This is a genomic window from Corynebacterium sp. TAE3-ERU12, from assembly GCF_019209905.1.
Classification (GTDB): Bacteria; Actinomycetota; Actinomycetes; order Mycobacteriales; family Mycobacteriaceae; genus Corynebacterium.
This window is the reverse complement of record NZ_JAHUTM010000001.1, coordinates 350,741-377,226: the sequence shown is the minus strand read 5'-3', so window position 1 is coordinate 377,226 and position 26,486 is coordinate 350,741. Positions and strand designations below refer to the sequence as shown.

The 26,486-nt window shown below is 57.4% G+C and carries 26 protein-coding genes; 12 read left to right on the top strand and 14 right to left on the bottom strand.

Annotated elements, in window-relative coordinates; genetic code table 11:
* The first annotated feature begins 66 nt into the window (after positions 1-66).
* The 5 genes from KRX51_RS01740 (at position 67) to KRX51_RS01720 (ending at position 3,874) form a co-directional block, all read left to right on the top strand.
* Positions 67-1,137, top strand: coding sequence for an iron ABC transporter permease (locus tag KRX51_RS01740; protein ID WP_218361230.1), 1,071 nt, complete (start codon positions 67-69; stop codon positions 1,135-1,137).
* Positions 1,134-2,237 carry an iron chelate uptake ABC transporter family permease subunit gene (locus tag KRX51_RS01735; protein ID WP_218361229.1) on the top strand — a complete coding sequence of 368 codons (1,104 nt, stop codon included), beginning with the start codon at positions 1,134-1,136 and terminating at the stop codon, positions 2,235-2,237. Before KRX51_RS01740 ends, KRX51_RS01735 begins: the two co-directional genes overlap by 4 nt.
* Positions 2,234-3,049, top strand: coding sequence for an ABC transporter ATP-binding protein (locus KRX51_RS01730; RefSeq protein ID WP_218361228.1), 816 nt, complete (start codon positions 2,234-2,236; stop codon positions 3,047-3,049). The genes KRX51_RS01735 and KRX51_RS01730 overlap by 4 nt, the downstream gene beginning before the upstream one ends.
* Before the next feature lie 79 nt (positions 3,050-3,128).
* Positions 3,129-3,377 carry a helix-turn-helix transcriptional regulator gene (locus KRX51_RS01725; protein ID WP_218361227.1) on the top strand — a complete coding sequence of 83 codons (249 nt, stop codon included), beginning with the start codon at positions 3,129-3,131 and terminating at the stop codon, positions 3,375-3,377.
* A 5-nt stretch (positions 3,378-3,382) separates the two neighbouring features.
* Positions 3,383-3,874, top strand: coding sequence for a hypothetical protein (locus KRX51_RS01720; RefSeq protein WP_218361226.1), 492 nt, complete (start codon positions 3,383-3,385; stop codon positions 3,872-3,874).
* Here KRX51_RS01720 and KRX51_RS01715 read toward each other — a convergent pair.
* From KRX51_RS01715 to KRX51_RS01680, 8 genes are all read right to left on the bottom strand, one after another.
* On the bottom strand, positions 3,871-5,553 hold the full coding sequence (locus KRX51_RS01715; protein ID WP_218362214.1) for a (2,3-dihydroxybenzoyl)adenylate synthase: 1,683 nt from the start codon (positions 5,551-5,553) through the stop codon (positions 3,871-3,873). The genes KRX51_RS01720 and KRX51_RS01715 overlap by 4 nt on opposite strands.
* Before the next feature lie 146 nt (positions 5,554-5,699).
* Positions 5,700-6,614, bottom strand: coding sequence for a GDSL-type esterase/lipase family protein (locus KRX51_RS01710; RefSeq protein ID WP_218361225.1), 915 nt, complete (start codon positions 6,612-6,614; stop codon positions 5,700-5,702).
* A 204-nt stretch (positions 6,615-6,818) separates the two neighbouring features.
* On the bottom strand, positions 6,819-7,637 hold the full coding sequence (locus tag KRX51_RS01705) for a triacylglycerol lipase (protein ID WP_218361224.1): 819 nt from the start codon (positions 7,635-7,637) through the stop codon (positions 6,819-6,821).
* A gap of 97 nt (positions 7,638-7,734) precedes the next feature.
* Positions 7,735-8,304, bottom strand: coding sequence for a 50S ribosomal protein L5 (rplE, locus tag KRX51_RS01700; protein WP_218361223.1), 570 nt, complete (start codon positions 8,302-8,304; stop codon positions 7,735-7,737).
* 2 nt (positions 8,305-8,306) lie between these two features.
* Complete coding sequence (gene rplX / locus KRX51_RS01695) at positions 8,307-8,621, bottom strand: 50S ribosomal protein L24 (protein WP_218361222.1); 315 nt, start codon at positions 8,619-8,621, stop codon at positions 8,307-8,309.
* The gene (gene rplN / locus KRX51_RS01690; RefSeq protein WP_218361221.1) at positions 8,622-8,990 is read right to left on the bottom strand and encodes a 50S ribosomal protein L14; all 369 of its coding nucleotides are present in this window, start codon (positions 8,988-8,990) and stop codon (positions 8,622-8,624) included.
* Positions 8,991-9,138: 148 nt separating this feature from the next.
* Positions 9,139-9,585, bottom strand: a complete 447-nt coding sequence (locus tag KRX51_RS01685) for a hypothetical protein (RefSeq protein ID WP_218361220.1) — start codon at positions 9,583-9,585, stop codon at positions 9,139-9,141.
* Between the two features lie 498 nt (positions 9,586-10,083).
* Positions 10,084-10,284, bottom strand: coding sequence for a hypothetical protein (locus KRX51_RS01680; protein ID WP_218361219.1), 201 nt, complete (start codon positions 10,282-10,284; stop codon positions 10,084-10,086).
* A gap of 582 nt (positions 10,285-10,866) precedes the next feature.
* On the opposite strand from KRX51_RS01680, the gene KRX51_RS01675 reads away from it, so the two are divergent.
* From KRX51_RS01675 to KRX51_RS01665, 3 genes are read left to right on the top strand one after another with little or no spacing between them, the layout of a single operon-like run.
* Positions 10,867-12,408, top strand: coding sequence for a pyridoxal-dependent decarboxylase (locus KRX51_RS01675; RefSeq protein ID WP_218361218.1), 1,542 nt, complete (start codon positions 10,867-10,869; stop codon positions 12,406-12,408).
* A 17-nt stretch (positions 12,409-12,425) separates the two neighbouring features.
* Complete coding sequence (locus tag KRX51_RS01670; protein WP_218361217.1) at positions 12,426-13,763, top strand: lysine N(6)-hydroxylase/L-ornithine N(5)-oxygenase family protein; 1,338 nt, start codon at positions 12,426-12,428, stop codon at positions 13,761-13,763.
* 3 nt (positions 13,764-13,766) lie between these two features.
* A complete protein-coding gene (locus KRX51_RS01665; RefSeq protein WP_218361216.1) occupies positions 13,767-16,244 on the top strand; it encodes a GNAT family N-acetyltransferase in 2,478 nt (825 codons plus the stop codon).
* 2 nt (positions 16,245-16,246) lie between these two features.
* On the opposite strand, the gene KRX51_RS01660 is transcribed toward KRX51_RS01665, so the two are convergent.
* The 5 genes from KRX51_RS01660 to KRX51_RS01640 all read right to left on the bottom strand — a co-directional run bounded on the left by KRX51_RS01660 (position 16,247) and on the right by KRX51_RS01640 (position 21,525).
* Positions 16,247-17,053 carry an ABC transporter ATP-binding protein gene (locus tag KRX51_RS01660; RefSeq protein ID WP_218361215.1) on the bottom strand — a complete coding sequence of 269 codons (807 nt, stop codon included), beginning with the start codon at positions 17,051-17,053 and terminating at the stop codon, positions 16,247-16,249.
* A 27-nt stretch (positions 17,054-17,080) separates the two neighbouring features.
* Entirely contained in the window at positions 17,081-18,121 is a 1,041-nt protein-coding gene (locus tag KRX51_RS01655; RefSeq protein ID WP_218361214.1) for an iron chelate uptake ABC transporter family permease subunit, read from the bottom strand.
* Between the two features lie 8 nt (positions 18,122-18,129).
* Entirely contained in the window at positions 18,130-19,119 is a 990-nt protein-coding gene (locus KRX51_RS01650; RefSeq protein ID WP_218361213.1) for an iron ABC transporter permease, read from the bottom strand.
* 70 nt (positions 19,120-19,189) lie between these two features.
* Entirely contained in the window at positions 19,190-20,158 is a 969-nt protein-coding gene (locus KRX51_RS01645) for an iron-siderophore ABC transporter substrate-binding protein (RefSeq protein WP_370624970.1), read from the bottom strand.
* Between the two features lie 155 nt (positions 20,159-20,313).
* A complete protein-coding gene (locus KRX51_RS01640; protein ID WP_218361211.1) occupies positions 20,314-21,525 on the bottom strand; it encodes an MFS transporter in 1,212 nt (403 codons plus the stop codon).
* Positions 21,526-21,705: 180 nt separating this feature from the next.
* Between KRX51_RS01640 and KRX51_RS01635 the strand changes: the two genes are divergently transcribed.
* The 3 genes from KRX51_RS01635 (at position 21,706) to KRX51_RS01625 (ending at position 24,742) form a co-directional block, all read left to right on the top strand.
* Positions 21,706-22,341, top strand: coding sequence for an isochorismatase family protein (locus KRX51_RS01635; RefSeq protein ID WP_218361210.1), 636 nt, complete (start codon positions 21,706-21,708; stop codon positions 22,339-22,341).
* 5 nt (positions 22,342-22,346) lie between these two features.
* The gene (locus tag KRX51_RS01630) at positions 22,347-23,444 is read left to right on the top strand and encodes an isochorismate synthase (protein WP_218361209.1); all 1,098 of its coding nucleotides are present in this window, start codon (positions 22,347-22,349) and stop codon (positions 23,442-23,444) included.
* Positions 23,445-23,602: 158 nt separating this feature from the next.
* Positions 23,603-24,742, top strand: coding sequence for an MFS transporter (locus KRX51_RS01625; RefSeq protein WP_370624969.1), 1,140 nt, complete (start codon positions 23,603-23,605; stop codon positions 24,740-24,742).
* A gap of 39 nt (positions 24,743-24,781) precedes the next feature.
* Here the strand turns inward: KRX51_RS01625 and KRX51_RS01620 are convergent, their stop codons facing one another.
* Entirely contained in the window at positions 24,782-25,741 is a 960-nt protein-coding gene (locus KRX51_RS01620) for an alpha/beta fold hydrolase (protein ID WP_218361208.1), read from the bottom strand.
* Between the two features lie 77 nt (positions 25,742-25,818).
* Between KRX51_RS01620 and KRX51_RS01615 the strand changes: the two genes are divergently transcribed.
* Positions 25,819-26,481, top strand: a complete 663-nt coding sequence (locus KRX51_RS01615; protein ID WP_218361207.1) for a GNAT family N-acetyltransferase — start codon at positions 25,819-25,821, stop codon at positions 26,479-26,481.
* Positions 26,482-26,486: the final 5 nt, after the last annotated feature.

The window sequence follows — 26,486 nt, the reverse complement described above, 5'->3', positions numbered from 1 at the left end:
TTGGCTATCGTAGCCTCGCACTTCATTGTTGTAGTCAGCCCGTTTATTGGAGACACCACCATCAGCATGACTGCTACCACGCTTTCGGCCCCACGCACCGCGTCCGGCCGCCGCAGCCGACGCCTCGTGGGCCTCATCACGCTTCTCGTGACAACACTTATCGTGGCCTGCGCTTCCATGCTGTACGGCGCCCGTGATATCGCTGTCACCGACAGCGTGTCCTATATCCCCGACGTATGGGCGGCCATTACCGGCGCTGTCCCCCTAGAAAGCCAGAACCCCGATGTACGCGTCCTCGCCGGGCTGCGTTTCCCACGCACCCTCGTCGGCCTCGTCGTCGGCTCCGCCCTGGGGGTAGCCGGCGGGCTTATCCAGGGACATACCCGCAACCCACTGGCCGACCCCGGCATTATCGGCATTTCCGCCGGCGCGGCACTTGCCGTGGTGGTGGGATTCGCGTTCTTCGGTGTGGTCGCGCCGCTGGCCACCGCCCTTTCGGCCTTCGCCGGGGCAATCGCAGCCACCGTGCTGGTCTTCGGGCTGACGTCGGTGGGCAGTGGCCAATCCAACCCATTGATGCTCATCATCGCTGGTGCCGCACTGACCGCAGTGCTCTCAGCGTGCACGACTGCCCTGGTGCTCACCAGCGAAGCGAACCTGGACCGGATGCGATTCTGGACCGTGGGTTCGCTGGCCGGACGCGACCTGTCAGTGTTCTGGGCGGCACTACCTATCGCCCTGGTGGGGCTGGTGGCCGCATTCGCTACTGCACCGATACTCAACGCCCTCAACCTCGGTGATGATGTCGCCGCGGGGTTGGGCATTAATGTCACCCGCGCTCGCCTGATGGGCATGGGCCTGATTGCCCTTCTCGCCGGCTCGGCGACCGCGGCGGCCGGCCCGATTGGTTTCGTCGGGTTGGTCGTGCCCCACCTTGTGCGCCCGTATTCGGGGCCCGACCACCGCTGGTTATTGCCTTATGCGGCGCTGGCGGGGGCGATTCTCACCCTCGGCGCGGATGTCGTCGGCAGGCTGATTCTGCCGTCGGGTGAATTACAGGTCGGCATTGTGCTGGCTGTCGTGGGCGCCCCGTTCTTCCTGTACCTGCTGCAGCGCGACAAGGTGGTGCGACTGTGAGTTACCCAGCTTCCTCATCAGCTTCCGGGGGCCGCTTCGCCACCCAATCGGCTGTCACCGCCAACCGCGCCCGGGTGGGCCCATTCCACGTAGTGCGCCGGCCACGCAATGTGCTGGTGTGCATATCCCTTTTCGTGACCGCGTTCGTGCTGTTTGTGCTGTCCCTGGGGTTGGGTGACTATTCCCTCAACCCCAGTGAAGTGCTGCGCATCCTGTTCGTGCGGGCCTCCCAGGTGGAGTTCCACATCATCTTCGGTTGGCGAATGCCGCGCGCTATTGCCGGCATTGCGGTCGGTTGTGCGCTGGGGTTGGCCGGTGCGATTACCCAGTCCATTGCCCGCAACCCCCTGGCTAGCCCCGATGTGCTTGGTATTACCTCTGGTGCCTCGGCTTTTGCGGTCACCGTGATTGGTTTCGCCGGTTTCGGTGGTGTGGCCACCGCCGCAGCTGGTTTCGGTGTGCCGCTCGCAGCACTGACCGGCGCGGGGTTGACCTCTATCGTGGTGTACTTCCTGGCGTGGCGGAAGCACAGTGACCCGTTCCGGCTGGTGCTTACCGGTGTCATCATCACCGCCTTATTCCAGGCCTATATTCACTGGCTGATTACCAGCGCTGAGATCCGCGATGCTGCCCAGGCCCAGTTCTGGCTGACCGGTTCGCTGTCCGGCGCGACCTGGCTGCGCACCATCCCGGTGGTAGTGCTGGTGCTGGCGTTCATCCCGATGATTCCGGCACTGTCATTCAAACTTAAACCGCTGCCGCTTACCGACGATGCGGCCAGTTCGCTGGGTACTGAACTGGCGCGGTCGCGACTGGTGCTGCTGGCAACGGCGATTGTGCTTGCGGCGATGGCTGTGGCGGCCGCTGGGCCAATCGGGTTTGTGTCATTCGTTGCCCCGCAGTTAGCGCTGCGCCTGGCGGGTACGGCTACCCCGCCGCTGACGGCATCGATGCTCACTGGCGCGGTATTGCTTACCGGCGCTGATTTATTTAGCCGTACTGTGCTGCCGGCCGAGTTACCAGTTGGCCTGGTAACCGCCGCGTTCGGCGGCATTTTCCTTATCGCTTTGCTGATCAAGCTCAATCGGAGGCCCGGATGACCAACAACACGACCTCAACGGCCGCCCTACGGGCAACCAATCTCAGCGCCAATTATGGCGGGGCGGACATCCTGCATGACCTAGATGTCACCATCCCTGCGGGCAAGGTCACCTCCATTATTGGGCCCAATGGTTGTGGCAAGTCCACGCTATTGCGCACCCTGGCTGGCCTACTGGATCCGCGGACCGGTGAAGTGACGGTGGCGGGGCGCCCATTGGGTGATTACCGCCGCCGGGAGCTGGCTCAGCACATCGCAATGCTGCCGCAGATGCCCTCGGCCCCCGAGGGCATGCTGGTGGGCGACCTGGTTGCCCTGGGCCGCCACCCGCACCAGTCGTGGATTCGGCAGTGGACCGCAGATGATGCCGAACAGGTGATGCAGGCGCTGAACCTGACGAATTCGGGCGAGTTCGCCGACCGTCCGCTCGATTCTCTTTCGGGCGGGCAGCGGCAGCGGGCGTGGTTGTCGATGGCCTTGGCTCAGGATGCGGAACTGTTGCTCTTGGACGAGCCGACCACGTACCTCGATATCGCACATGCCATCGATATTTTGAACCTGGTATCGGGCTTGCCGCAGGAGACCGGGTCGACCGTGCTGATGGTGTTGCATGACCTCAACCTGGCGATTCGCTATTCGGATCATCTGGTGGTGATGGGCCAGGGCCGGGTGGCGGCGACGGGCAACCCCGATGACATCATTACCGCCGAGTTGTTGCGCGATGTTTTCCGCTTGGACGCCATCGTCATTGAGGACCCAGAGACCGGCGACCCGATGATTGTGCCGAAGGCGCCGAAGGCACAGCGGTCCTAGAAGTTCCCCGGTTGTGTGCTTTTCACACAACCGGGGTATTTTTCTTGACTAGGTGTAAAGGATTCTTTACATTATGGGTATGGGAAATGACATTCCGCCCAATATGGTTCGCAAGTTGCGACGCTGGCATGACTTATCCCAGGCCGAGCTTGCCGACGCCGTCGGCGTGACCCGGCAAACCATCGCCAATATCGAACGCGGCAACTACTCCCCCTCAGTGCACCTAGCGCTGGCCATTTGCCGAGTACTCGGCAACAGCGTCGAAGAAGTCTTCGGACAACAACACAGCGACAAAGCCCCCACCCCTTCCACTTCCAAGGAGGCCTAACCACAATGTCGTACCTGGATACTGAGCTACAGCGCACAGATAAGCTTCTCGATGACGAGTACCAGCGCGACCGCTTCTACCGGTCGCAGTACCTGGCTTTTTATGTTTCCTACTGGGCAAGTTTGCTTTTCGGTGTGGTCCTCGCGTGGACACTGCCCGGCGACTACGTGTTCCTGTCCTTCCTGGCGTTCATTCCCGTACTCGTCGGCCAGACCGTCGGCGTGCTGTGGATGCGTAAGTATGCGCCCCGCCCGCGCACCTTCAACCTGTTCACCCGCGTGCCCTACCTCGTCGCAGGCATCCTCATCGTGATCGCATGGGCCAGTGGCATCATCACCAGTGACAGCGAGATGTATTCATCCGGCAGCGGCAGCATCGGCGTGTTTATCGGAGCCTTCGCCGGCTTTATCGGCGCAGCACTATTCATTGGCCCGATCAACCGTCTCCAGCGAAAGCGTGACGCACAGCGCCTCGACGACGAACTCGGCGAGGACTAACCCTGCTGCACTGCCTCCAGCACGAGCTTGCGCAGCTCCCGACGCGAGACTTTCCCCACACCAGTCAGCGGAAATTCGCGGCGCACCTCAACGATATCCGGCACCTTATAGGCGGCCACACCACGATCGCGGACGAAAGCACGGATGTCCTTGGTACTGAGATCAGCGTCGGTAATCACCACCGCACACGACCGCTCCCCCAGGCTCTTATCGGGCACACCGACCACCACAGCGTCGGAAACGTCCGGGTGGGCAATGAGGTGATTCTCGACCTCCTCGGCGGAGAATTTCTCGCCACCACGGTTGATCTGATCTTTCACGCGCCCCTCTACCACCAGGTGCCCGCTGGGTAGCTGGCGCACCAGGTCACCGGAGCCATAGAAGCCGTCCTCAGTAAAGGAATCGGCGTCGACACCGCCGAGGTAGCCGTGGATGGTGTACGGCCCACGGGTGAACAGGCGGCCCACCTCGCCCGCAGCGACCTGGGCGTCATCGTCGGCAAGCACCCGCACCTCATCAGCATCGGAGATGGGGCGCCCCTGCGTGGTGAGCACGATATCGAGCGGGTCCTCATCGCGGGTGTAGTTCACCAGCCCCTCGGCCATGCCGAAGACCTGTTGCAGACGCACATCAAAAGCATCGATGAACTGTCGGGCCGCGGACTCGGTGAATTTAGCGCCACCGACCTGCACCACCTGCAAGCTCGACAAGTCAGACGTGGTGGTGCGAGCAGCCCGCAACCACGCCATCGCCATCGGCGGAACCAGCGGGGCGATGGTGACCCCCTCGGCCTCAATGAGCTCGAAGGAGCGACGCGGAGAGGCATTGGGCGCTAGCACGACGGTGCCACCAGCCCACAGCACCCCCAGGATGCCTGGGGAGCTCATGGTGAAGTTGTGCGCAGCAGGCAGCACCGCTAGCAAGCGACTGTCCTCATCGAGGCCACAAATCTCCGCCGAGGCCCGCACAGAGTAGTGGTAGGCCGCATGAGAGCGCGGGATGAGCTTCGGTACACCCGTGGTCCCGCCAGATAGTTGAATAAGCGCCAGGTTTTCAGGGTGCACCTCCGCCGGGACAGACCCAGCGGGGGCCGGGTTGTGCACGTCGACGATATCGCCGATATTCACCCACTGCTTGGAGTCATTATCTGCGATAACGACGGTGACGCGGTCATCGACCTCAGCAGCGATCTCCCGGTAGTCAAAGCCACCCACCTTGCCTGCGGTGATATAGCCACAGGCGCCTGAGACCTCAATAAAGTGCGTAATTTCGGCACGACGATGCGCTGGCAGGGCGAAAATGGGCACCGCCCCAATCCGGAATAAGCCGAGAATAACCACGACGTATTCGACGATATTGGGTAGCTGCACCACAACAGCATCACCGGCGGAGATCCCCTGATCGGCAAACCCCGATCCTGCGGCGGCGGCTGCGTCGGCAAGCTGCTGGTAGCTCAACGCCACACGGCGCCCGGCTTTGTCGGTACCGACCACTGCGGTGTTCTCTGCGAAACGGGCTGCGGTGTCGTCGGCGAAACGGGCGAAGGTATCGGTGGTCCAATACCCCTGTTCCCAATAGGTACGGCCCAGTTCAAGGGGGTAGAGCGGTTTGCCGTTCAGCAGGGGGTTTGCCTCGTACTCACCGCTGAGCGGCGGTTCGGGGGCGGCGGCTGGGATCATTTTCGCTGCAGTGGACACATAGGTGAACCTACCGAAAATAAGGCAGACATGCCGAAGCCCCGCTACCCGGTGAGCGGGTAGCGGGGCTTCGGATCTCCTCGCGAGTATCTGCGGCTACCTATATGGGTAGCGCAGCAAAGCTCAGGCTAGAACAGCTGGCTGGCGATGATATCGCCCATAGCCTTCTCACCGACGACGGTCGGGTGGTTCGGCATGGGGCCAATGGCCGGGTCGACGAAACCGGCGGTGTAACGCTGGTTCGGGTCCGGGTTACAGGTGCCGTGGCCGATAGTGGCCTCGTAGACGTCAATGAACTTGGCGCCGTTGGCCTCAGCGGCCAGGCGGATGGAGTCACGCAGAGCCTGCTGGATCTGGGTGCCACCCGGGGCCGGAATCGGGTTGATCTGGTCGGGGAAGTTCACCAGGCACAGCTGGTCATTCATGGCGTACTCCGGGTAGGAGGCCAGTACGACCTCGGCACCGGGGGCGACCTGATTGACGCGGGTGACCACATCACCGATCAAGGCGCGGTACATGGTGGGGTTGGTGTTGACCTGGCCGGTCATGACGCCCGCAACATCCATCCACTGCACGGCATCCATGCCGCCGTACATCAGGACGACCTTCTCAGTACCGGGGCCGAGGTCACCGTAGGCAATGGCGGACTCGACATAGGCCTTGAGCTGGACAATCGGCATGCCGCCGGTGCCGTTACAGGACCAGTCACCGATGGACTTATTCAGCTTGGCAGCAGCGACCTTGGGCCAGTTCTCCATGTCGGTGGCGCAGTTAGCAACCCACGGAACCTGACCGGCTTCGAGGCCACGGGGGCCACCCTTGCCGGCATTGGCGGTGAAGGAGTCGCCGAAGGCAACAATCTGCTTGGCGCCATCCGGGTTCTCCGGCATGTTAATCGGCGGCAAGCCCGGGACGGCGGGCGGTGCCGGCAGGGGCGGCAGCGGCGGCTGAGCAGCAGCAGTGGCCGCACCAAGGCTTAGGCCAATAACAGAGAGGGCAGCGACAGCAGTCGCGCGCGCGGAAGCGAGGAGATTTTTCTTCATGAGGCCAAAGGCTGCCTTGTATTACGACTGATGTCAAGTTGGCAACGACTCGGACTCAAACCGTCACATGCGTCACTTGCGTCACATGCCTCTCGCGCTTGTAATGGTTTCGTTACTCTCTGCCGGTCAAAGCGTTTTTGAGGGGCTACATAAATCGCCTATGAGCCGCCCACCCACCAAACCAACCCCTCCATTTGGGGGCCTCTACCCACACCACTTCCTGCGCCACGGCAACACTGATTGAAAGTTCACCGGCCGACCCCGCAGGGCATCTGCCACACCAGCCCATACACCAGACAACTGATCCAATCCTTGATGCAGAATCGGTTCGCCCGGTAGCTGATCCTGGATGAGGATATTGTCGTACTCCCCCGGGCCACTGAGGAAGTTGATCTCATAGGGTGCAGCATCAATCTCGTACCGGGTGGTGATGCATACATAGCGCACGCCTTCTACCGCCTCCTGCGGCGTATTTAGGCCTTTTATCTCATCACCGCCGCGGGCTACCTCGGATACGGAATCCCCCGTCGGCAGCCAACCGCGTTCTTCTAGCCACTGCTCCACCGGGCTGCCCTGCACCACACCAGAGAGCAACACAGCAGTGCGCACCACCTCGGCGCCACCGAACTCCTTCAGCCAGTAGCGCACCACGAGACCACCGAGTGAGTAGGCGACCACATCAACCTGGCTGGCCCCGGTTTTCGTGAGCACCTCGTCGACGAAGGCAGGCAGTTTTTCGGATATGTCCCGCACAGTGCGGGTGACCAAGGTGCGGGGGCGTTCTGGGTCGTGCAGCGTGCACGGGTACACATCAAAACCCCGGCGGCGCAGACTATTGGCGGCGCGCTGGGCGAGCCACTCTGGCTGCCACGAGCCGGCGACGTAGACCACCGGCAGTGGTTCGTGGGGGCCGTGTTCACGCCCCTGGGGGCCGTTATTTACTCGACTGATCCATACCCACCGACCGACGGCGGCGGCGGTGATGGCACCAAAAGCAACGCTGAGTGCGCACGTGCGGGACATGGTGTGAATATAGTCCCGTCACACGCAGAAAGCCCGCCACCGGAACGCATCCGGGGGCGGGCTTTTCTAGGCCGCGTTGTGCAGCGTGGGACTGTTATTAGTCCTTGTGCTGAGCGGTCTTGAACGGGAAGCCGAGCTCGCGCAGCAGCGCGCGGCCTTCCTCGTTGTTGGTCGCGGTGGTGACGACGGTGATGTCCATACCGCGGGGCCGGTCCATCTCGTCGATGTCGATTTCGTAGAACATCGACTGCTCGGACAGGCCGAAGGTGTAGTTGCCGTGGCCGTCGAACTGACGGTCAGACAGGCCACGGAAGTCGCGAATACGCGGCAGGGCCACGGTCAGCAGGCGGTCGAGGAACTCCCACATGCGGTCGCCACGCAGCGTGACGCGGGCGCCGATGGGCATGCCCTCACGCAGCTTGAAGTTAGCGATCGACTTGCGGGCACGACGCAGCTGCGGCTTCTGACCGGTAATCAGGGTCAGGTCGTGGATGGCGCCGTTGATCTGCTTGGAATCACGTGCAGCTTCGCCAACACCCATGTTGACGACGACCTTGGTGATACCCGGAATCTGCATAACGTTGTCGTAGTTGAACTCGTTCTGCAGGTTCTCGCGGATCTCGGAGCGGTACCGCGTCTTGAGGCGGGGGGTGTAGTTATCGCTCATGATCAGATGTCCTTCCCGGTGCGGCGGGAGATGCGAACCTTGTTGCCCTCATCGTCGAAGCGGAAGCCGACGCGGGTCGGGGTGCCTTCTTCATCCACCAACATGACGTTGGAAACGTGAATCGGGGCTTCCTGGGTGACAATGCCGCCGGAGGAAGCGCCGCGCTCCTGGGCGGAGTCAGCAACGTGCTTCTTGATGCGGTTGACGCCCTCAACGAGGACCTTGTCCCGGGTGGGGTAGGCCTCGATGACAGTGCCCTTAGCGCCCTTATCGGGGCCAGAGATGACGAGGACAGTATCGCCCTTGCGGATCTTCACTTAAATCACCTCCGGGGCGAGGGACACGATCTTCATGAACTTCTTATCGCGCAGCTCACGGGCGACCGGCCCGAAGATGCGGGTGCCGCGGGGTTCGCCGTCCGGCTTGATGAGCACAGCGGCGTTCTCGTCGAACGCGATGTACGAACCATCGGGGCGGCGGGTTTCCTTCTTGGCACGCACGATGACGGCCTTGACGATCTCGCCAGACTTCACGTTGCCGCCGGGGGTGGCTTCCTTCACGGTCGCCACGATGACGTCACCGATACCGGCGAAGCGTCGAGTCGAGCCTCCGAGAACGCGGATGCACAGGATTTCCCTGGCACCAGTGTTATCGGCGACCCGCAGACGCGATTCTTGCTGAATCACTGCGGTTCTCCTTGACCTGGTTTGCTTTGTGCGCCGGATTTCCGTCCCGAGCGCACGCGGTCTATGCCCACCTCGCGGCAGGCAACTGGCAAATTATTGCATGAGGTGCCACTGAGACAAAATTGCTTGCCGACGGCGGCGCCCCTAGTTAGCTCGCCACCCGCTGATCGAGCGCGGACACAACTGCATCGGCGTCATCGGCGCTGAAGTGCAGTATTGATTCGCCGAAGTGGACGGTGACGACCTCGTCGGATCCGCACACCATGCCCCATTCTTTGTGGCCGACGAACCTGATACCTACGCCTTGCTTCCATCTGGCATCGCGGATGATGGAGTAATCGTCGATTCGGCCCAACGAGATTTTTCGTGTGAACCCGAGTTGCCTGACGACGAGTGTGTCGTCGGTAATGCGCCACCGCACTCCGCATAGCGCGCAGAGCAGCCCCACCAAACCACTCACTGTAGATACGAAGATGGCAGTGGCATTCTCTTCCACCCCCGACAAAATCGCCCACAGCGACGACGCGAGGCAGAGGAAAAATGCGAACAAAACGCATGCCTGCGTAAAACCGCCAATGGATCCTTTTCCACGCATGCCTCTACCTCTCATTCGTTGCGCTTTGATAGTTAAGGTCGAACGATTTGCGAACAACCTTATCGGGGTTTCAGCTCTGCGAGCGTTCCCCTTGCTCAAAAGGAAAGCAACGCACGATAAGGCTAGCGAACACGGCTAACTGAAAACTGGACACCCCAAGCAACCGCCAGACTCAATATGGGCACATTCAAAATTGAGTGATAGGCAACATCGAAAATAACTTCAGCAGGAGCGTACCTGCCTAAACCGGAATGTCGACAGCCAACAAGTTCGCTGCGGAGTTACCCGGGTAGGAATTCGGCGATGCCGACGCGACCGTCCCGAAAGACACCGCCTTTCGAGCACCGGGTTCGACTGTTCGAAGATAGGACAGGTTCTGCGCATTTTTCCTCTCACCGAGCCGCGGACGCGACTCAAGCGAATACGAACCAAAATCGCACTAACCAGATTTAGCCAAACCATCCTCTAAAACAAGAACGATTACCTCACCGAAGCAGATTACTTTTCGCTCTCCCCACGCAGCCCGTAGGTAGCCGCGATACCGGCAACAATCGCCAGAATGCCAAGCCAGACCTCCAGCGCCATCCAACCGAAGTGGCCGAACACAGCGCCGGAGAACCACCCGACGATGGAGGAGCCGGCGTAGTAGGCAAACAGGTACATCGAGGACGCGCCGGCGCGGTCGCGTTCGGCAACCATGCCCACGGCCGAGGATGCAACAGAGTGCGCCGATAAACACGGCCACGCCATTAGTCACGGGGCGAGATTGGGCAGGCCAACCAGAATCAGGCCACAAGAAGCGAATAACACCGACCGGAAGGTGAACCGGAGCGGCCGCCATACCTAACCGAGACGAGGCTCTGCGAAATCATCGACCTAAATGCCGGCAATTCCACCCCCTCGAAAGTTACAAAGGCTGCTCCAAGTTTTGGACAACTTTACACAGTTAAAACTGGCCTACGGACACCCCTGATTGCTCCGTGGAAATTCACAGGAACTGAAGACAATGAGAGCAGAGTTTTAGAGAAGCTTTGATATCCGTTTTAAATTAAACCAGCAGGATTGAGTCGAGTAGCCTATTTACCTAGTTCAAAAGGTCGTGAGACGCACCCACATGCACAGAAAAGTACACAATCTCGCAAAAGTTTCGGAAAGCTCGAGAGTAAGCCAACGAAACCCTCATTAGGCATTAAAGAAAAACTGAAGCATTATCAGTCCGTTAGCACTGAACAACACCCCCGAGACCTTCACAACGAACGTTTACGCCATACCCTCACGCACATGACAAATAAGCCGAACAGCGACGGCTTCCGCAACCTAACCGGGAACTTCTTGACTAAGAATACAAGCCCCCTGCACAGTGCAATCACTGAGGTGGAAGCCTATCTAGACCGTCACTTCCGAAATGCAGATACCCCCTGCGGATCGACACCGCCAGGCGAACTAGAAAAACGAATTGCAAAAGTCAATCTCGACCAACCCCTTGGGGCTTTGCGGACGGCGCTTACCGAGCTAGACGATCTTTGGCTCAATCATGCTGTTTGGTACCACCATCCTCAGTATGTTTCCCATCTAAACTGCCCTATAACGAGTGCCGCATTCGCGGGCGATATGGTTGCTACAGCGTTAAACACCGCGATCGAAAGTTGGGACCAGGCAGGTTCAGCAGCTTCAATAGAACAGCGAATTATGGCATGGTTACACCGTCTTCTGGGATGGACATTAAGTGTAGATACTGGGGCCGCCAAAAGCGAAACCCATGTCAGAGGAGTCTTTACATCTGGAGGCTCTCAATCAAACTTACAAGCTTTACTAATTGCGCGGAACAGGGCACTGAATCACAGTGACCTGGAAGGATTAAGCAAAGCGCAAAAATTAGCACGTCTGAGATTCTTCGTTTCTCCAGATGTCCACTACTCGGTTACTAAGGGTTTGAAAACTCTAGGCGTCGACCCGGAGGCCATCATCACCGTATCGGCTCCACAAGATAAACCCGGGACGATGGATCCTTTACGACTAGCCGACCATATCGAGGAGACGGCCTCAAAAAACATGGTGCCGGCAGCAGTCATAGCGACAGCGGGTTCGACAGACCGAGGCTGCATCGATCCAATCGACGATATAGGCAAAATTTGCGCCGCCCGAAACATATATCTCCATGTAGATGCAGCTTACGGAGGAGGGCTGTTAGTGTCTGCGGACTATCGACACCGACTGAAAGGCATCGAGAGAGCCAACAGCGCAACAATCGATTTCCATAAGACTTTCTTCCAACCGGTGGCCTGTAGCGCGCTCGCCGTCCAAAATCACGACGATTTTGAGCTAATAAAAGAACATGCTGATTACCTAAATCCCACCAACGCTAAACAACGGAATCTTGCTGATTACTCTTTGCAAACAACGCGACGGTTTGATGCCTTAAAACTTTGGTTGACATTAAGGACTCACGGCCCACAGGCGATTGGAGAGGCTTTTGACAGTTGCATAGATCTAGCAAAAGCAATCGCGAAAAAGGTCGAAGCGCACGAGTCCCTGAAGCTCCTTGAGGAACCGCGTCTGACGACAGTACTCTTCACACCGTTCGCGCATTCTTGCGCCACTAAAGAAGAGCAAAAGGAGTTAATCGATAAAGTTAGAGACCACCTTTTCAGCGAAGGAAAGGGCGTAGTCGCGACTACCGTCGTCGACGATCATCCATGCTTTAAATTCACAGTCCTCGACCCGACGTTGAGTCCAAACAGTATCGATGACCTTTTACACGAGATTACTCGAACTTTTTCTCACAACTTAAAAACCCAAGAGCATACAGCCCCGTTAAAGTGAAACTGGAGATAACTCAAATGAAAGATGTGTACGACATCGTAGGTGTAGGTATAGGACCTTTTAACCTAGGTCTTGCAGCGTTAATTCAGCCACTCGTCGATGGCAAGCAAATCACCGCGAAATTTTTAGACAAGAGAACCAAGTTTTGCTGGCATCCAGGAATGATGCTCTCAGAGGCAACGATTCAGGTACCCTTTTTGGCGGATCTCGTAACACTAGCGGATCCTACAAGTCCGTTTAGTTTTTTAAACTTCTGTAAATCTCGGGGAAACATCCACCGTTTTTACATAAAAGAAGACTTTTATCCACTCCGTTCCGAGTATTCCCAGTACTGCGCATGGGTCAGCAAGCAGCTAACTACTTTAAGTTGGTGCTCTAAAGTTAAGAGCGTTAGCAGGCACACACCAGACGTTTGGGAAGTCAAATATGACGATTCTAGCGGCTGCGAACAGGTAGTACTGGCTAGCAACGTCGTAATAGGTGTCGGTACTGTGCCCCACGTCCCAGCAGAACTTTCGGAGAGTTTACGATTCCCGGAGGTGATCCACTCAAGTGAGTATCTAGATCACCGGGAAGAACTTCTGGAGGCAGATAGCGTAACTATCGTCGGCTCCGGCCAATCTGCGGCGGAAATTTATTTAGACCAGATGACTACGCACGCACAAAAGGGGACACGACTTGACTGGATTACGCGCTCTCCTAGGTTTTTTCCAATGGAGTACACAAAATTAACTTTGGAGTTAACTAGTCCAGAGTACGCAGCCCACTTCTATTCTCTCCCCGAAGCTAAGCGGGACAAAATAAACAGGAGTCAACGAAATCTTTACAAGGGCATCTCAGCAGATACTATAAACACGATTTATGACAATCTTTACCGGTTTGATATCGATGACGGTTTGCCTTGTTCTTTTCGCTCTTCGCTCCGCGCCGGATGGAGTGCACGTTGGATCGGCAAGAGTGAAGGTAAATGTCAACTTGAACTTATTTACGGCGAAGACGGGACCAGAATACCACAAGAATCAGACTATGTCGTTTTGGCCACAGGTTACGGGCGGCCTAAGGTCCCTGCCTTCCTTGAAGCTTCCCGCCCACAATTAAATTTTGATGGAAACGAACGCCTTGCCGTTGGTCGGGATTTCTCCGTCGATAAAAGTCGAACCATTTTTGTCCAAAACGCGGAGGAACACACCCATTCACTGAACGCTCCGGATCTTGGCATGGGGCCATGGAGGAACTCCATAATCCTGCGGAGCATTCTTGGCCGCGAAGTTTATCGGATTGAGCGCAGTATCGCGTTTCAAACGTTCGGCGTACACGAAAGGTATGATGAAACTGAACTAAGAGGAGCTCTTTAGGTAATGTTGTTTCCAAATTCTTACGCATCCTTTATCCTCACTAGCTGCGGTACTCTTGAGATCTTCCCGGTCAATGTTGTCCGAGACTCCGATCTTATTCATAGTTGGATTACCCATCCGCAATCGTCTTTTTGGGGCGCTCTTGACTCGTCTCTCGACGAAGTCCGAAATGAATATTCCCGGATTTTCCGCTCGTCGTTCGAAGCGGCCTGGTTAGTAGGTCGGGAAGGCCAACCTTTAGCGTTAGTGGAAACTTACTCCGCGGGAAGTATTCTGAAGGAGTTTCTTTCTAGAGGGATCCCTGCTGATGCAATTGGAATGCATATCCTTGTCAAACCCTTGGATGGCCCTCCTGAACACGGGTTAACAGACTGCATTTTTGCGGCTGTTGTGCGATGGTTATTTGATGTACAAGGGTCCCCCTCTATCGTGGTAGAGCCAGACCGCAGCAATCATCAAATTCTTCGTAAAAATTTCGACGCTGGTTTTACAGACGTCCCTGGACTAACTTCAGTTAAAGGTGAATTCAGCGGTGTCTACAAGACAGCCCGCTTCCAGGTATGTAAGCCCGAGCACTTTCGCTCCTCACGTTTAGCAGGTCACGCTTCTGCTAGAGTCCTCCCCAACACCCTCACCGAAAAGCTACCGGCTAGAGCGCTTTCACCCCTCGACTATGCAGCTTCACACCTTCGACTGCACGGTGAAATGGCTGCCAATAGCCAATTGGCGAAGGCTCTTCGGGAGTTTATCCATGAGAGGCTTCTCGATGCTGTTCCCACAGAGTCCGGTAACTCGGAAGAATATAGCGTCCGTTGGGGGTCGCACACTCTAGCTTTCCGTGCTCGTCGTCACCAGCTTGACCACCTCAGCATCCAACCGGACTCCATCCGTTTTCTTGGGGGTGCTCCCGTCAGCCTGAGTACACTGATCAAAAACTCCGCCTCGGAGCTAGGTATGCCTCAGGAGTTTGTCAATACCTATATTTCGGAAGTTCAGGCCACGGTGGCTACTCAAACAAGAGCGTTGTCAAGGCCTCGGCCATCGTCGGCAGTTTTAGCAGATTGTCCTGCAAAAGAAGACCAAAGTGTTTTCAAAACAGCGAGCTACTTCCAGTTTGTCGAGTCTTCTATGCTCGGTGGGCATCCAGGTTTTGTAGCCAACGCAGGTCGAGGCGGCATGAGTGAGCTGGAACTTGAGTCCTTTGTTCCTGAACTCGGAGAGTCTTTTCAGGTAGTCTGGTTAGCCGCGCGGCGTGAAACATGTGTGACCGCTACGAGTTCGTCGCTGCCCTCTATCGAAGGTGCGCTTCCAAAACTTCTCGGACACGACATGGCAGCGAAGTTTAGAGGATGCCTCGAAGGCCAAGGCTTAAAGGTAGAAGACTACCTGCCTCTCCCGGTTCATCCTTGGCAGTGGGACAACAAAATCGTTAATACATTTGCTGAAGACATAATCGCAAAGCGACTAGTCTTCGTAGGTCCCGGTACTGAACTCTACCATCCACAACAGTCTCTCAGAACTTTGTTCTGTTTGTCTGAACCAAGTCTACCCTACGTCAAAACTGCTACCGCGGTCAGAAACATGGGCTTTACTCGTGGGCTATCACCCGAATATATGAAAACCACACCAGCTATTAACGACTGGCTTGAACAGTTACTTGGGGACGACGTCGTTTTTCGAGAATCAAATGCCCGACTTCTGCCAGAGATAGCCTCTATCGGGTATGTCGGAGACGTTTATCACTCGAATAAGAAGGGGTCCGCGATTTTTGGCAACACCCCTGAGCAAAAGATGCTCGCAGCCTTATGGCGACAGTCCCCTATTCCGCTTTTGCAGCCAGGATGTGTAGCGGTGACGATGGCCAGTATTCTTCATTTAGACGCTTCGGGAATCCCTCTCCTGAGAGAGTTCATCAATAAATCACGACGAACACCTGAGGATTGGGTAGCCGCACTAATGAAGGTCTATTTGAGGCCAATAATTCGAGCTCTAGCCGAGTATTCTGTTGTCTTTATGCCGCATACTGAAAACATAATCCTCGAACTAAACGATGGGTTCCCAGTCGGCAGCTTTTTTAAGGATCTTGGTGAGGAGGTAGCAGTCGTAGATGCAACCCGAAAGCTTCCGCCGACTATCGAAAGAGTGCAGGTTGATGATGGTTCTATGACTGCTGAGCAACGAGCACTTTCCATTCATACCGATGTGATCGATGGCGTTTTTCGTCACGTTGCCGCACTTGCGGACGACTTCGATATCCTACCCGAGGAAACTTTCTGGAATATAACTCGTGACACTATCATGAGGTATGAGGAAGACTTCCCCGGCACCCTCGAACGCCTACCACTTCTAGCTGAGAGCTTTCCCCATTCTTGCCTCAATCGACTACAGTTACGCAATCCTGTCGAAATGGTTAACCTGGGCGATCAAAGTTCATCGCTTCTTTACGCAGGACGAATGAAAAACCCTCTGCATAGAAAGTAAAACTATCCACTAATCACACCTCGTGGCACAACGATCGGTGCACCGTGCCCATCATCTTTCCATACCTCGGCGCGTAGTTTATAGACTTCTGCAAGCACTTCTTCGGTCAGGGTTTCGGCCGGCGGTCCTTCTACTACCTTCCTCCCATTCTTCATTACGACTAATTTGTCACTCACGCTCCCTGCAGATATGAGGTCGTGAAGAACCATGATCACTGCTTTTCCCTCTTCAGCCAGGTGGCGAGCGAGCTGCAAGACCTCAAAAACGTGCTTCGGGTCAAGGAACGTGGTGGGTTCGTCGAGGAGGATTACGGGAGTTTCTTGTGCCACAACCATCGCCATCCAAACACGCTGGCGCTGTCCGCCGGAGAGTTCGGAAACGTATCGGTCGGCCAGTTCTCCGGTTCGAGTAACCGTTAGAGCGCGTTCCAGGGCGTCCATATCCTTTTGGTTCTGCCGGTGCCACGCCTTTCTATGCGGATGTCGGCCACGGGCAACAAGCTCGCCGACTGTCAGACCCGGCGGACAGGATGGGTGCTGTGGAAGCAATGCAACTTTACGTGCCGCTGCTCTTGCGCCGAGAGAGTGAACATTATGGCCTCCGATCGTGACAGTTCCCGAGTCTGGGGTCAGGACTCTACAAAGCACCTTCAGTAGGGTTGATTTTCCGCAACCATTTGGGCCCATCAAAGTAGTTACGGAGCCAGCTTCAGCCTCAATCGAGATCCCCTCAATGACACGTTTCTTCCCGTAGCCCGCCACTAGCTGGTTTGCCACGACGTCGAGTCCCTGAGGTTCGTCCTGAATCATTGTGCGGCCATCTTCCATAGCTAATAACTACTTCGCTTCTCTCACTGAACGCCAAACTAGCCAGACGAGTACTGGCCCTCCGACAATCGCCGTCACGAGACCGACCGGGGCGCTCATAGGCAGTAAAGCCGCGATATTCGCGCAAACGGTAAGCAACGCCGCTCCTGCTGCCGCACCGGACATCGGGGATGGAACTGGCGATCCGGAAACTATACGCGATACCTGCGGAGCCATTAGAGCAATAAAACCAATTGGGCCAACAACTGAAACCACTACTGCTACAACCCCTGTCGCTGCACACAATACTTCGGCTCGAGTTCTTTTAACATTGACCCCTAGAGTCGTCGCGCTTTCGTCATCGTGGGATAGCAGAGTGATTCTTCTGTGTGCGAATATCCCGATAAACAGAAACGGAACCAATCCTAGAAGCATAGGCAAAATTGCGTCCATCCGAACAAAAGCGGTGGACCCAGACAACCAGGTTTGTGCCTCAGCAGCTCTATGCATGTTCGCCCGTGCCATCACGTAATAAATCAATGCGCTTGACATCAACGAGAGAGCTAAACCTACTAGAACGACCCTCTGAGAAACGCCGAATCCCGCCAAAACAACCAATAGAATGATCGCGAAGGTAGCTCCGACTAGCGCTAGCGCTGCGCGATACCAAAATTTGGTTAGGTCTTCTGCGATTTCTGGGCGCGCCAAAACGGTCCCAAATACGACAAAGGCTGCAGCTCCCCCAGAAACACCTAAAATGTCAGGCGAGGCCAATGGGTTCCGAGCCATGATCTGTGTCCACGAACCTGCAGCCCCCAGGGCAGCTCCTACGATAAGTGTTGCTAGAGCCACCGGCAGGCGAAGCTCCCACACGACAGTAATCTCACGCCGATCCCCACCACCTGTTAGAACATCGATGACCTCCAAGGGAGTCAGTTTTAAGGGCCCCTGTCCCAGCAGGGCGCAGTAGGCGATAGCTGCTAGTACAGCAAATCCAAGTGCAGTGAAAATTTCACGACGCATCCGGTGACGCTGGATCTTGCGTATTTTCGCGGAAGAAGAGCTACTCATGCGTCCCTCTACCAATTCGCACGCGATCCGGAGACCACTACAGCAATCATCAAAGGTGCCCCCACCATCGCTAGTACGATTGACATTTCAAGTTCGCCTGGCTGTAGCAAGAACCGGCCTAGGACGTCAGCTACCAACGTCACTGCCGCCCCAGTGAGCGCGCAACCGGGCAAGAGCCGAGTTAGCGATGGGCCAGTGAAACGGCGTGAAACATGGGGAGCGGCGAAACCAATAAACAGCACTAAACCAACTGCTGCGGTAGCTGAACCTGCTAGACAGATAATCGCAAAACCAGCGAGGATACGCGCAGTCCGCGGATTCACGCCGAGACTGCGTGCAGAGTCGTCCCCCATCGATAGAAGATCCATTGGTTTAGCCGCCAGCGCAGCGAAGATTGATCCAAGGAATAGGCCTGCTGCAGCTAGTGCCACGTCATCAAAACCCCGTCCAGAGGTAGATCCAACCGCCCACATTCGAACAGCGTTTAGGGTATAGCTCGAATAAAGAGCTAAGAGGTTCATTACTGCTTGTAGACACAGCATTACACCAATACCTACAAGGATCAGGGTTAGTGGATCCTCAGAGACTCTAGATACAAGTAAGACAATGGCAGCAGCGGCTGCGGCTCCGAAGAGCGCCAGCACTACGCGCTCGGAGTATCCGGAAACCCCAAAGGTAATGCCTACGGCTATCGCACACCCTGCTCCCGCATTAACTCCCAGAATGCCTGGATCTGCCAGCACATTTCCCGTCCAGACCTGCGCTATCGCACCGGCCATGGCGAGAGCTGCACCCACACAGACCGCAAGCATCATACGTGGCATACGGAGTTGCCAGATCACGTCATGCAATGCCTCTAACTGTTCGTTACCGCTACTGAAGGTCGGGCCGACACGCAGAACGCGGTAGATTTCGGTAACGCCAGCGTCGTTCGAGCCAAAGAACAGAGACGCGACTGACAGCACAAACACAAGAACCCCACCGATGGCCAAGTACATCCATCGGTGGGCAGAACGGCACGGGGGCTGCTGTGCTGCTGGAGCGGAGTTCAAAGGAGATCGCTCACCACTACAGCGAATCGTTGATCTTGCCAATGGCCCATGGGATAGTAACCGGATTAGGCATGCTCATTGCATTACCAACATCTTCGGAGATGTACTTGACGCGACCGTCCTTGACTACGTCGAGATTGGTGAAGGTAGGTTCTTTCTTCAGCTCGTCAACAGCACCCTGGTAGTCTAATACAAACAGATGGTCAACATTATTGAAGATGTCATAGTTTTCGGGAGCAACATCTCGATAAAATGATTCACCGTCGCCCTCGATTTCTTCAGGGATCTCAAAACCTAGGGATTCAATGAAAGCACCGCGACCATCACCCGAGGTATAAATACCAATTTTGCCATCGTAAGGCATTACTACTGCGGCAGTCTCACCCTGCAGTTCAGAGTGTTCCTTACGGAATTTTTCGAAGGCAGATTTAGTCTCCTCGATGAGCTTGTCACCCTCTTGTTCTTTGCCTACTGCCTCAGAGATCTGCTCTACCTGGTCTTCCCACGGAACCTGCCAGTCTTCAAACCCCTCAGGCTTAAGAGTGGTCGGCGCAATTTTATTGAGTGAATCTTCAGCCTGCTCATCTACAGCAGCGTTCACAGCAATAATATGGTCGGGGTCAGTAGAGGCGATCTTTTCCAGAATCTCGGGAGTGAAACCGGTTCCTGCTCCGTAGATAACAGTAGGCTTAGCATCACCGAGCAGTTCGCGAGCCCATGGACCTACGCCACTTTCGTCTACATCTCCTTCCTGCCCCCACGCAGAAACGGTAACCGGCTTGATCCCCAGAGCCATGAGCGTGTCTCCGTCGCCCATGCCGACTGCAGCGACACGCTCAACAGCAACGTCACCGTTGGATGCATCGTCAACAGCTGATGTGTCATCGGCACCGCCTTTCGAGCACCCGGTAAGCACCAAGGTCGCGGCGACAGCAGTCGCGAATAGCGACTTAAGACCTTTACGTCGGTCAGTGCCGACCTGCACCGGGTTCGACTGTTCGAAGATAGGACAGGTTCTGCGCATTTTTTCCTCTCATGGAGCCGCGAAAACGGCTCAAGCGAATACGAACCAAACTCGTCCTAACCAGGTTTAGCAAGGCTCCCCTTTAAAAACAAGGCCGATTACCTCACCGACGCGGATTACTTTTCGCTCTCCCCACGCAGCCCGTAGGTAGCCGCGATACCGGCAACAATCGCCAGAATGCCAAGCCAGACCTCCAGCGCCATCCAACCGAAGTGGCCGAACACAGCGCCGGAGAACCACCCGACGATGGAGGAGCCGGCGTAGTAGGCAAACAGGTACATCGAGGACGCCTCGGCGCGGTCGCGTTCGGCAACCATGCCCACGGCCGAGGATGCAACAGAGTGCGCCACGAAGAACGCGGCGGTAAACACGGCCACACCGATAATCACGGCGACGAGATTGGGCAGGCCAACCAGAATCAGGCCACCACATGCGGCCAGCGAGGACAGCGCGATGATGCGCCGTCGGCCAAGCGCATTTGCCCACGTTCCTGCCCGGGCGGAGCTCCAGGTGCCGGCCAGGTAGAGCAGGAAGACAAAACCTGCGATGGCCGGGGAGAGGCCGAAGTCGTCGGCAAGCCGGAAGCCGAGGTAGTTATACAGCGAGACGAACGCGCCCATGAACAAAAAGCCCAGCGCGTACAGGCCCAGCAGGCGGGGATCGCGCAGGTGGTTGGTCAGGGCGGTGAATTCGCTTGCGCCGGTGATGTTCTTAGCCACGAATCGACGCTGTTGTGGCAGCAGCAGCCACACTCCGATTGCGCAGCCTAGTGAGACCACGCCGGTGGCGACTGTCGCCCAGCGCCAGGAGGTGAAGTCGACGACGCTGGAAGAAATAATTCGGCCCAGCAGCCCGCCGACGGTGGTGCCGGAGATATAGATGCCCATGACCTTCGGGATATATTCCGAGTCGACCTCTTCGGAGACGTAGGTCATTGCCACTGCAGGCACGCCCGCGATGAGCACGCCTTGGGCGAATCGCAGGCCCACTAGGCTGAGCGCGCCCGGCGCGGCGGCGACCGCAAAGGTTAGTGCTGTTGCCGCGATGGCAGAGACAACTATTACTTCTCTGCGGCCGAAGCGTTCCGAGAGGATCGATACCGGAACCACGGCCAGGGCGAGGGCCCCGGTGGCCGCGGATACGGTCAGTGCTGCGGTAGCGGGGTTGATACCGAGCTCTTCGTGGAAAGTCGGCAGCAGTGCCTGGGTGTAGTACAGCGCCTGGAAGCTGGCGAGGCCGGCGAGCAGAACAGCGAACAGCATGCGCCGGTAGGCCGGGTCTTTCGGCGTAATTCCGGGCGGGGTACCGCCTTCCGATTGATGGGTCATATGCCCTATGTTGGCCTGTACTCTCACCGGCTACAAACTGCGAGTCACAGCCCACGCCCAGAGAAAATCCAGGCTTACCTTGCCTGGCGCGGGTACCCTTCACTTCGGCGGTGTCGCAAGGGTTTTCACATAGCCTTGTGGCGTGCGCCGTACATTTACAGCCCACCAGGAAGGCCCGGCATGCCGATTCCCGCTATCGCTTCGTATGACTTACCGCGTGACACTACGGCGTATCCGACGGTCCCGCCGTGGCAGCTAGAGGCGGGTCGTGCGGCGCTGCTCGTTCACGATATGCAGCAGTATTTCCTGGCCGCCTATGACCGCTCGGCCGAGCCGATCGCGCCAGTGTTGGCGCATACTCGGGCGCTTATTGATGCCTGCGATGCCGCCGATATTCCGGTGTTTTATTCGATGCAGCCGCCGCAGCAGGCACCGATCCGTCGGGGGCTGCTGTCGGATTTTTGGGGTACTGGGCTATCCACGGATGAGGAGGCTGCGGTGGCACCGGAGCTCACTCCGCGTGCGCACCACCATCTAATTACGAAGTGGCGCTATTCCGCCTTTGAGCGCACTGATTTGCGCCAGGCTCTGGCCTGCGCTGGCCGCGACCAGCTCATTATCACTGGCGTCTATGGGCATATGGGCTGCCAGGTCAGTGCCGCTGATGCGTTTATGAATGATGTGGCCCCGTTTGCGATTGCTGACGCTATTGCCGATTTCTCTGCCGATGATCAGCACCGCACTCTCGACTGGATTGCTCGCCGGTGTGGTGTTGTGCTGTCCACTGATGCCGCACTGGCAGCGCTCAAGGGGTAATTTCTGTGCATTCTTTCCTCTTCCATTACGACGATGCCGCCCTGAACACCGAGGACATCTCGCGCACGTTCAGCTCTGTCGATGATGCGGTAGCTGCCTTGCGCGGTGGGGCGGATCTTGTCGTCGGCGCGCTTCCGTTCCATGTCGAGGACGCGCCTTCGTTATTTACGCCGCGGTTTTATACCTTCGCCCCGAGTCTGCCTAGCTTGCCGACGGCGACGCCGCCGCAGTGCGTGAATTTTGCGGAGGACGATCCTGACCAGCATGCCGAGCGGGTTCGCTCCTGGATTGACCGGATCTCCGGCGGCGAGTTGGAGAAGATTGTGCTGTCGCGGCGAATGCGTTTCCAGATGGGCGACGCCATCAACCCGGAAGCAATGTTGCGGTGGGTGATGAATGACGCCAAGCAGGGCCATATTGCGGCGCTCTCCCCTGCTGGTGGTGAGTATGCCGACGCGTATCTGGTTGGTGCTTCCCCGGAGGTGTTGATCCGCAAACGCGGGGCTTATATCTCGACGCACCCATTGGCGGGGACTGCGCCGCGTGCTGCGGACCCGGATGAGGACGCACGGTTGGCCCGTGGCCTGGCTGAGTCGGAGAAAGACCTCGCCGAGCACGCCTTTGTTACTGAGCAGATTAGGCAGTGCCTGGAGCCGTACTGTGTGGAGCTCAATGTGCCGGACCAGCCGACGCTGACGCAGTCGACGCATACCTGGCACTTGGGTACTCCGATTGTGGGCCGGGTTGCGGATCCGAAATTGCCGTCCCTGGAACTTGCCCGCGCACTGCACCCGACTCCGGCAGTGGGTGGTTACCCCACTGATACTGCGGTGGCTGCTTTGCGTACCGACGAGCCGGATCGTGGTTTTTATGCCGGTTGTGTGGGCTGGTCGGATGCGGCGGGTGATGGTGAATGGCGGGTGACTATTCGCAGCGCTGTGGTGTCTGGTGCAACGGTGACGGCCCATACCGGCAGTGGTGTGGTTGCCGATTCTGACCCTAATGCTGAGGCCAGGGAGACCATCACCAAGCTCGGGCCGGTACGCAGCGCATTGGGGCTGCCCCGGATTAATGCTGATGATGTTGTCTTGCGCAGCCACTAAACTGCATAAATAAGGGCACACTTCCTTTTCTAGCGCGGTAGGCCTAAGTTCAGAACTGTCGTTCTCAGGAAAGGACTATCGCCATTTCTACTCCGGTCGCCCACGCCCAAAACTCCACCAAAAAGCCCTGGCTTGTTGGTGCGATCTGCGGCACAGCCGTGGCTTTCGACGGTTATGACGTCGTCGTGTACGGCGCCACCCTGACCTCCTTGCGTGAGGAATGGGACCTTGACCCCAGCACAGCTGGCCTGGTTGGTTCCGCCGCGCTGGTGGGCATGTTGCTCGGTGCTTTGTGCGTGGGGCCCCTATCGGCCCGGTTCGGGCGGCGGCGCACCTTCATCGCGGCGGTGGCGTGGTTTTCCATTCTCATGGTCGGGTGTGCGGCCGCCCCCACTGCCGCCATCTTCGCGGTCTTGCGCATTCTTTCCGGCATCGGTTTGGGGGCGGTGCTGCCCTTGGCGGCCGCTATGACGGTCGAGCATGCCCCACTGCACCGCCGCAATATTGCGTACGTACTGATGCAGACCGGTTTCCCAGTTGGTGGCCTCGCTGCGGCCCTGGTGTCGATGAATGTGCTGCCGCACCATTCGTGGCATTGGATGTATCTCTTCGCTGGTCTGCCGCTGGTTGTGGTTGTGCTGCCGGCGGTGTTGTTCCTTCCAGAATCACAGGAGGAACCCAATAGCGGCGGCGCAACCGGGATGGCTGCGCTGCGCATGTTGCTCGCACCGGGCACTCGGTTGGCCACGGTGTTGTTCTGGGCGATGAGCTTCTGTTCGTTGCTGTTTGTCTATGGCGCCAATACGTGGCTGCCGACGCTCATGCACGATGCTGGGTCCACGATCACCAAGTCGTTGGGTTTCCTCCTCAGCTTCAACGCGGGCGCGATTGTGGGCGGTATTTTCGCCGGCGCCGCTGCTGACCGGTGGGGTTCGCGCCCTGTGGTGTGTGCGTCGTTTTTGCTGGGCTCGGCTGGTGTGGTGGCTTTTGCCTTCACCGCTGCCCCCGACCTGCTGCTGGCCTTGGCTGCGGTTACTGGCTATGGCGCGGTTGCTACCCAGACGCTGATTAATGGTTGGGTGACCCGCCACTACCCGCCGGAAGCCCGCACCACCGGTATCGGCTGGTCCTTAGGAATTGGCCGACTGGGCGCTATTGCGGGCCCAGCGGTGACTGGTTTTATCGTCGCCGCCACCGGCGGCGGGCAGATGGCGTTTATTCTCTTCGCCTGCCTGGCAGCCGTTGGCGCTGTTCTCGCTTCCCAGGTTCGCCCGCATCCGGAGGTCCAGGCCGCCTAGCAGGCGGGTTATGACACCTTCGGGATGGGTCAAAGATCCTCAGTGATCAATTTTGGGCACAACACGCCCTTTAGCCCTGCGCCACCGGCGCCATGGGAAACAGCTTTGGAAGTCCACCGGCCCGCCACGTAATGCTGCAGCAGTACCGGTTTGAATAGACCGCACCTGATTCATGAACAGGTGAAAGACCGGTTCTCCGGGAAGCTGGTCCTGCACCATAAGATTCTCGTAATCCCCAGGACCATCCATCCAGTTGATAGTCCACGGGGCGGCATCAATCTCAAACATTGTTGTGATGTTGACGTACCGAATACCCGGCAACGCTTCGGACGGGGTATTCAATGCAGTAATCTGCGGACCCCCCTTCGCCATCTCATGGATCGCGTCGCCTTCGGGGCCCCAACCTTTTTTAATCAGCCAGGTCTGGAAGGGGCTGCCCTTAATGATGCCGTCGAGGTTCACCATGGTGCGGACATGACGTGCACCATCGAATTCCTTCAGCCAGTATCGAGCAACTAAGCCGCCCTGGGAGTACGTGACCACATCAACTTTCTCAGCCCCGGTTTTGGAAAGCACGTCCTCAACAAACTCCGGTAACCGGGCAGAGTTTCCGCGAACGGTTCGATACGGGTTGGTCTCCGGGCGACCTGGCACCAAGACTAAGAAAACATGGACGTCGAATCCCTCTCGACGTAGCGAGTCAGCAAACCGCTCTGCCAGCCAAGACGGCTCGGTGGAGCCTGCTACGTACACCACAGGTAACTTCTCTTGAGGCCCATGATTGTGACCCTGGGGCCCCTTATCTTGCGAGGACCACCACAAGAAGCCGGCAAGGGAACCGAATAAAACCATCCTGGAAAGCCGCATGAGAACCTTTTCATCGATGAGATGCAGTCCAAATCGCTGCAGGGTATCGGCCGATATGGCACGGACAGCAAAGACTGGAAATTGAGTATAGGTTTCGCTTACTTTGGCCTCAAGGGTTAGTGAAGGCTGCACATAAAATAGCGTTCTTTGATGTACTCCCCTCCCCCCTCCTTCCCACTACCCACTGAAACAGCGACACACTGGAGCTCATGGATACCGAATCGGCGACACCGGACCGGCACGGCCGGCACCGGCTTCTCCATCGCCTCCTCCTCGACAAACCAAGTGGCCCGCCGCCGCCGCTGCCGGCTATTCCCGCACCGTTTGAGGTTCGGGTCGCCGATGATGACGAAGCTGCCCAAGACGCAGACCTGGTATCTGAGTGGATGTCGCGGCCGCATCTGGTCTCCACCTGGGAGCAGCCATGGACCGCTGATCGATGGCGGGCCGATTGGCGTGCAAAAAAGGAATCCGGCTACGCCGTTCCGCTTATCGTTCATTTCGAGCACACCCCCGCCGCCTACGTTGAGCTCTACCGGCCCCACCGGGACGAAATCGGCCTGTGTTACCTATCCGCCCCATCCGACCTTGGCTTCCACATCGCCGTGGGAAGTAGCCAGCTCACTGGCCGGGGGATTTTTTCGCGGTTTGTAGGGTTACTTGCCCCAGCACTGCTTGCCGCAGATCCGACGTGCGAGTTACTGGTCGCCGACCCTGATTACCGCAACGTGCCGGCACAAACGACACTCAGGAAAACAGGATGGTGCGACTGCGGAGAGATACAACAACGCCCCGGCAGACGCGTCCGACTATTCATGTACCCCGCCGACGGTGTCGACCCGGCACAACGCACCGATATGGCCCCTGAGTAAAAGTC